The sequence below is a fragment of the Pseudomonas sp. PS01303 genome (assembly GCF_029959385.1).
Classification (GTDB): domain Bacteria; phylum Pseudomonadota; class Gammaproteobacteria; order Pseudomonadales; family Pseudomonadaceae; genus Aquipseudomonas; species Aquipseudomonas rustica.
This window is the reverse complement of sequence record NZ_JASCPK010000264.1, coordinates 1-3,905: the sequence shown is the minus strand read 5'-3', so window position 1 is coordinate 3,905 and position 3,905 is coordinate 1. Positions and strand designations below refer to the sequence as shown.

The window sequence follows — 3,905 nt, the reverse complement described above, 5'->3', positions numbered from 1 at the left end:
ATAGCGGTCTGTCAGCCGATACATGTTTCATAGACAGACCGCTATCGCGAGCAGGCTCACTCCTACAGGGGATCTCCATTACCGTTTGCTGATCACCACCTCCAGATACTCACTCGGCACCACCAGCGAATCCTCTCCTGCTCGATTCATACGATTGAGCAAATCCGCCAGATCACTTTCCAGCGCCTGCCCACTCTCCGGCGGCAGCGCGGCGAACGCTTTGTGCACCGGCCCGTACCAGTGCCGGAAGATATCGATGAAGTGCGCCGCCGAGCGATAGCGGAAATTGAACTCGCGGCGTGTTACCTGCACGACAAAATCATGACCATCGAAATGCTCATGCAGCCACGCTTCCGTGCCCCAGTTCGACGGTGGCTGGGCGATCGCCGGGGGCGGCAGATGCCGGCCGAGGGTTTTGAACATCTGGCCGACGAAACCTTCCGGCGTCCAGTTGGCCAGACCGATCCGTCCACCTCGGCGACAGACCCGACCCAGCTCAGCGGCCGCTTTGTCCTGATCCGGCGCAAACATCACGCCGAACGTCGACAGCACTGCGTCGTAACTCTCATCTTCGAACGGCAGATCCTCAGCGTCAGCGACTTGAAAAGTCACGTCGAGATGTTCGGCGCGCGCCCGATCCTGTCCACGTTCCAGCAGCGCTGCGACGTAATCGGTGGACGTCACCAGCGCACCCCGCCGCGCCGCCGCCAGTGTGGCATTGCCGTTGCCGGCCGCGACGTCCAGCACCTCTTCATCACAGCGCAGATCACAGGCTTCGGCGAGGTTTTCACCGACGATTTGCAGGGTGGTGCCGATCACGGCGTAGTCGCCACTGGCCCAGGCAACCTTCTGGCGTTCTTTCAAGGCAGTCAGATCAATCGGTGCAGTCATGAATTCGAGCTCCGCTGCGTTCTTGTTATGGACATAGAAAACCGGGCCGGCAGTGACCCCGCTCAGTCACTATCGCGCCGCGTCTGCCTGGCGTCCCGGCCAATCGTCCGGCAACCCGTCAAAACCGCTGCTTTGCCGATGAATGGTGGAAATCTGTAAAGCCGCTGCAACAGCCTCGGGATTGCCAGCGGCGGTGGATTGGTTTTTGATGCACGACCGCCTCTGGAACGGACTCGACCGATGTCACTGCAAATCGATTGGCTCGCGCATCACATGCAACACAGCGACCGCTATGCCGAATGGATTCATCAGCAATTTCACTACGAATATGCGCATCAACCACTGGCCGATTGGCAGCGTGAATTTGCTCAAGGGCAAAGCAACGGTGAATGGTCGTGCCTGATTGCTCTGGACGGCGAACGTCTGATCGGCGGCGCGGCATTGGCCCGCGATGATCTGGCCCATCGGCCGGATCTCGGCCCGTGGCTGGCCTGCGTGTTCGTCAGCCCCGAGGCGCGCGGGCAAGGGTTGGCGGAGCGTTTGATTGACGGGATTTGTCAGGAGGCGAAGGACTGCGGGTTTGCGCGCTTGTACCTGCACACCCAATCCAAGCAGGACTACTACGCCAAACGCGGCTGGCAAGTGATGGAACGCTTCCGCGCGTGGGACAGTGAACAGGCGCTGATGGCCCGCAATCTCTAGTCCTCACCGCAACCCGTGGGAGCAAAGCTTGCTCGCGAAAGCGGTGTATCAGCCGAAGAGAATATTGACTGACGCATCGCTTTCGCGAGCAAGCTCGGCTCCTACAATGATTGCGTACGCCTTGCCGGAGTGAGGCTAGACTCACTTATTACCCAGTCGAGGGGGCCGCAGGGCGCAGCGAACGCCCTGCCCGAATCCCCGACCACCGCCCGGTGGCGCATGCCTCGACCGTCAACGCCGCCGGACTGTGATCCTGTTTCAGGAGCACACACAATGGACGAGGCCCGACTCAACGACTTCATGGGCAAACTGGTCAACGACATGGGCGGCGCGGCGATGCTGGCCAATGTCATCGTCGGCGAAGAGCTCGGGCTGTACCGGGCGATGGCCGACAGCCAACCAATCAGCCCCGAAGCCCTCGCCGCAAAAACCACCTGCAACCCACGTCTGGTGCGCGAATGGCTCAGCGCCCACGCGGCGTCCGGCTACATGGAGCACCTCAACGGCCAATTCCGCTTGCCGGAAGAACAGGCACTGGCGCTGGCCGTGGAGGATTCGCCGGTGTACGTCGCCGGCGGACTGGGCGTGGTGGCATCGTTTTTCCACGACAAAGACAAACTGGTCAAAGCCATGCGCGGCAACGGCGCCCTGCCGTGGGGCGATCACCATCCGTGCATGTTCACCGGCACCGAGCGCTTCTTTCGGCCCGGCTATAAAGGCCACTTGATCGCCGAGTGGCTGCCGGCGCTGGACGGCGTGGTCGCCAAACTGGAGGCCGGCGCCAAAGTCGCTGATGTCGGCTGCGGTCACGGCGCCTCGACGGTGATCATGGCGCAGGCGTTCCCCAATTCGCGTTTTGTCGGTTTCGACTATCACGCACCGTCGATTACCGTCGCTACTCAGCGCGCTGAAGAAGGTGGCGTGAGCAGTCGGGCGACGTTTTTTCAGGGCACCGCGAAAAGTTATCCGGGCAATGACTATGACCTGATCTGCTATTTCGACTGCCTGCACGACATGGGCGACCCGGTCGGTGCTGCGCGGCATGCCTACGATTCGTTGAAGGATGACGGCACGGTGCTGCTGGTCGAGCCGTTCGCCAACGATACGCTGGACGACAATATCAATCCGGTCGGGCGGTTGTTTTACGCGGCGTCGACGTTTATTTGCACGCCGAATTCGTTGTCGCAGGAGGTGGGTTTGGGTCTCGGTGCGCAGGCTGGGGAATTGCGTTTGCGCAAAGTATTTACCGAGGCAGGATTCAAGCATTTTCGCCGCGCCACACAGACACCGTTCAACCTGATACTGGAGGCGCGTAAATAACCCGGCCAGAAAAGTCAGTGCTAACCTGCATGTCATCCTCCAGCCTTCGGAGCGCTTGCCATGCTCGACAGCCCGACCCGCGAACACCTCGACACGCTGCAACAGGCGATGGCCGATGGCGATTTTCTGGTACTGACCGGCGCCGGCATCAGCACGCCTTCGGGCATCCCCGATTACCGCGACAGCGACGGCGTGCGCCGGGGTCGGCAGCCGATGATGTATCAGGAATTCCTCGCCGCCCCGGAGTCACGCCGCCGCTACTGGGCGCGGGCGATGCTGGGTTGGCCGCGAGTACGCCAGGCGCGGCCGAATCCTGCGCATGAGGCGTTGGCCACGTTGCAGAGCCACGGGCGAATCAGCGGCTTGATCACGCAAAACGTCGACACTCTGCACGATCAGGCCGGCAGTCACGATGTCATCGAACTGCACGGCAGCCTGCACCGCGTTCTGTGTCTGGATTGCGCCCAACGCAGCGAACGCGATGCCATTCAGCAATTGATGGAAGCGCAGAACCCGTACCTCGCCGGCGTCGATGCGGTGCAGGCACCCGATGGCGATACCCTGCTCGACCCGGCGTTTGAAGCCCGCTTTCAATCGCCGCGCTGCCCGCATTGCGACAGCGAACGGCTGAAACCGGATGTGGTGTTTTTCGGCGAAAACGTCGCGGCCCATACGGCGGCCCGGGCGATGGCCGCAGCGGAAAGTGCTGCGGGGTTGTTGGTGGTGGGTTCGTCGTTGATGGCGTATTCAGCGTTTCGCTTGTGCCGTGTGATCGCGGATCGGGGCAAGCCTTTGATTGCGATTAACCTGGGCAAGACGCGGGCGGATGATTTGCTCGATCTGAAAATCGAAGCGTCTTGCGAACAGGTTTTGCCCCTGCTGACGCAACACCTGACTCCCTGAGCATCCCTATCCCCTGTAGGAGTGAGCCTGCTCGCGATAGCGGTGTGTCAGGCACCCTAGATGCTGACTGTTAAACAGCAATCGCGAGC

At 61.3% G+C, this 3,905-nt stretch carries 4 protein-coding genes; 3 read left to right on the top strand and 1 reads right to left on the bottom strand.

Annotation, left to right across the window (positions count from 1 at the left end; translation table 11 throughout):
- Positions 1–78: 78 nt before the first annotated feature.
- Entirely contained in the window at positions 79–891 is an 813-nt protein-coding gene (locus tag QMX93_RS30130) for a class I SAM-dependent methyltransferase (RefSeq protein ID WP_282359229.1), read from the bottom strand.
- Between the two features lie 240 nt (positions 892–1,131).
- On the opposite strand from QMX93_RS30130, the gene QMX93_RS30125 reads away from it, so the two are divergent.
- The 3 genes from QMX93_RS30125 to QMX93_RS30115 all read left to right on the top strand — a co-directional run bounded on the left by QMX93_RS30125 (position 1,132) and on the right by QMX93_RS30115 (position 3,816).
- A complete protein-coding gene (locus QMX93_RS30125; protein WP_282359228.1) occupies positions 1,132–1,593 on the top strand; it encodes a GNAT family N-acetyltransferase in 462 nt (153 codons plus the stop codon).
- 273 nt (positions 1,594–1,866) lie between these two features.
- Entirely contained in the window at positions 1,867–2,913 is a 1,047-nt protein-coding gene (locus QMX93_RS30120; protein WP_282359226.1) for a class I SAM-dependent methyltransferase, read from the top strand.
- 60 nt (positions 2,914–2,973) lie between these two features.
- A complete protein-coding gene (locus QMX93_RS30115) occupies positions 2,974–3,816 on the top strand; it encodes an NAD-dependent protein deacetylase (protein WP_282359224.1) in 843 nt (280 codons plus the stop codon).
- Positions 3,817–3,905 lie beyond the last annotated feature (89 nt).

Coding starts and splice junctions, on each gene's coding strand:
- QMX93_RS30125 (WP_282359228.1), top strand. CDS start 1,132: ATGTCACTGCAAATCGATTGGCTCGCGCATCACATGCAACACAGCGAC.
- QMX93_RS30120 (WP_282359226.1), top strand. CDS start 1,867: ATGGACGAGGCCCGACTCAACGACTTCATGGGCAAACTGGTCAACGAC.
- QMX93_RS30130 (WP_282359229.1), bottom strand. CDS start 891: ATGACTGCACCGATTGATCTGACTGCCTTGAAAGAACGCCAGAAGGTT.
- QMX93_RS30115 (WP_282359224.1), top strand. CDS start 2,974: ATGCTCGACAGCCCGACCCGCGAACACCTCGACACGCTGCAACAGGCG.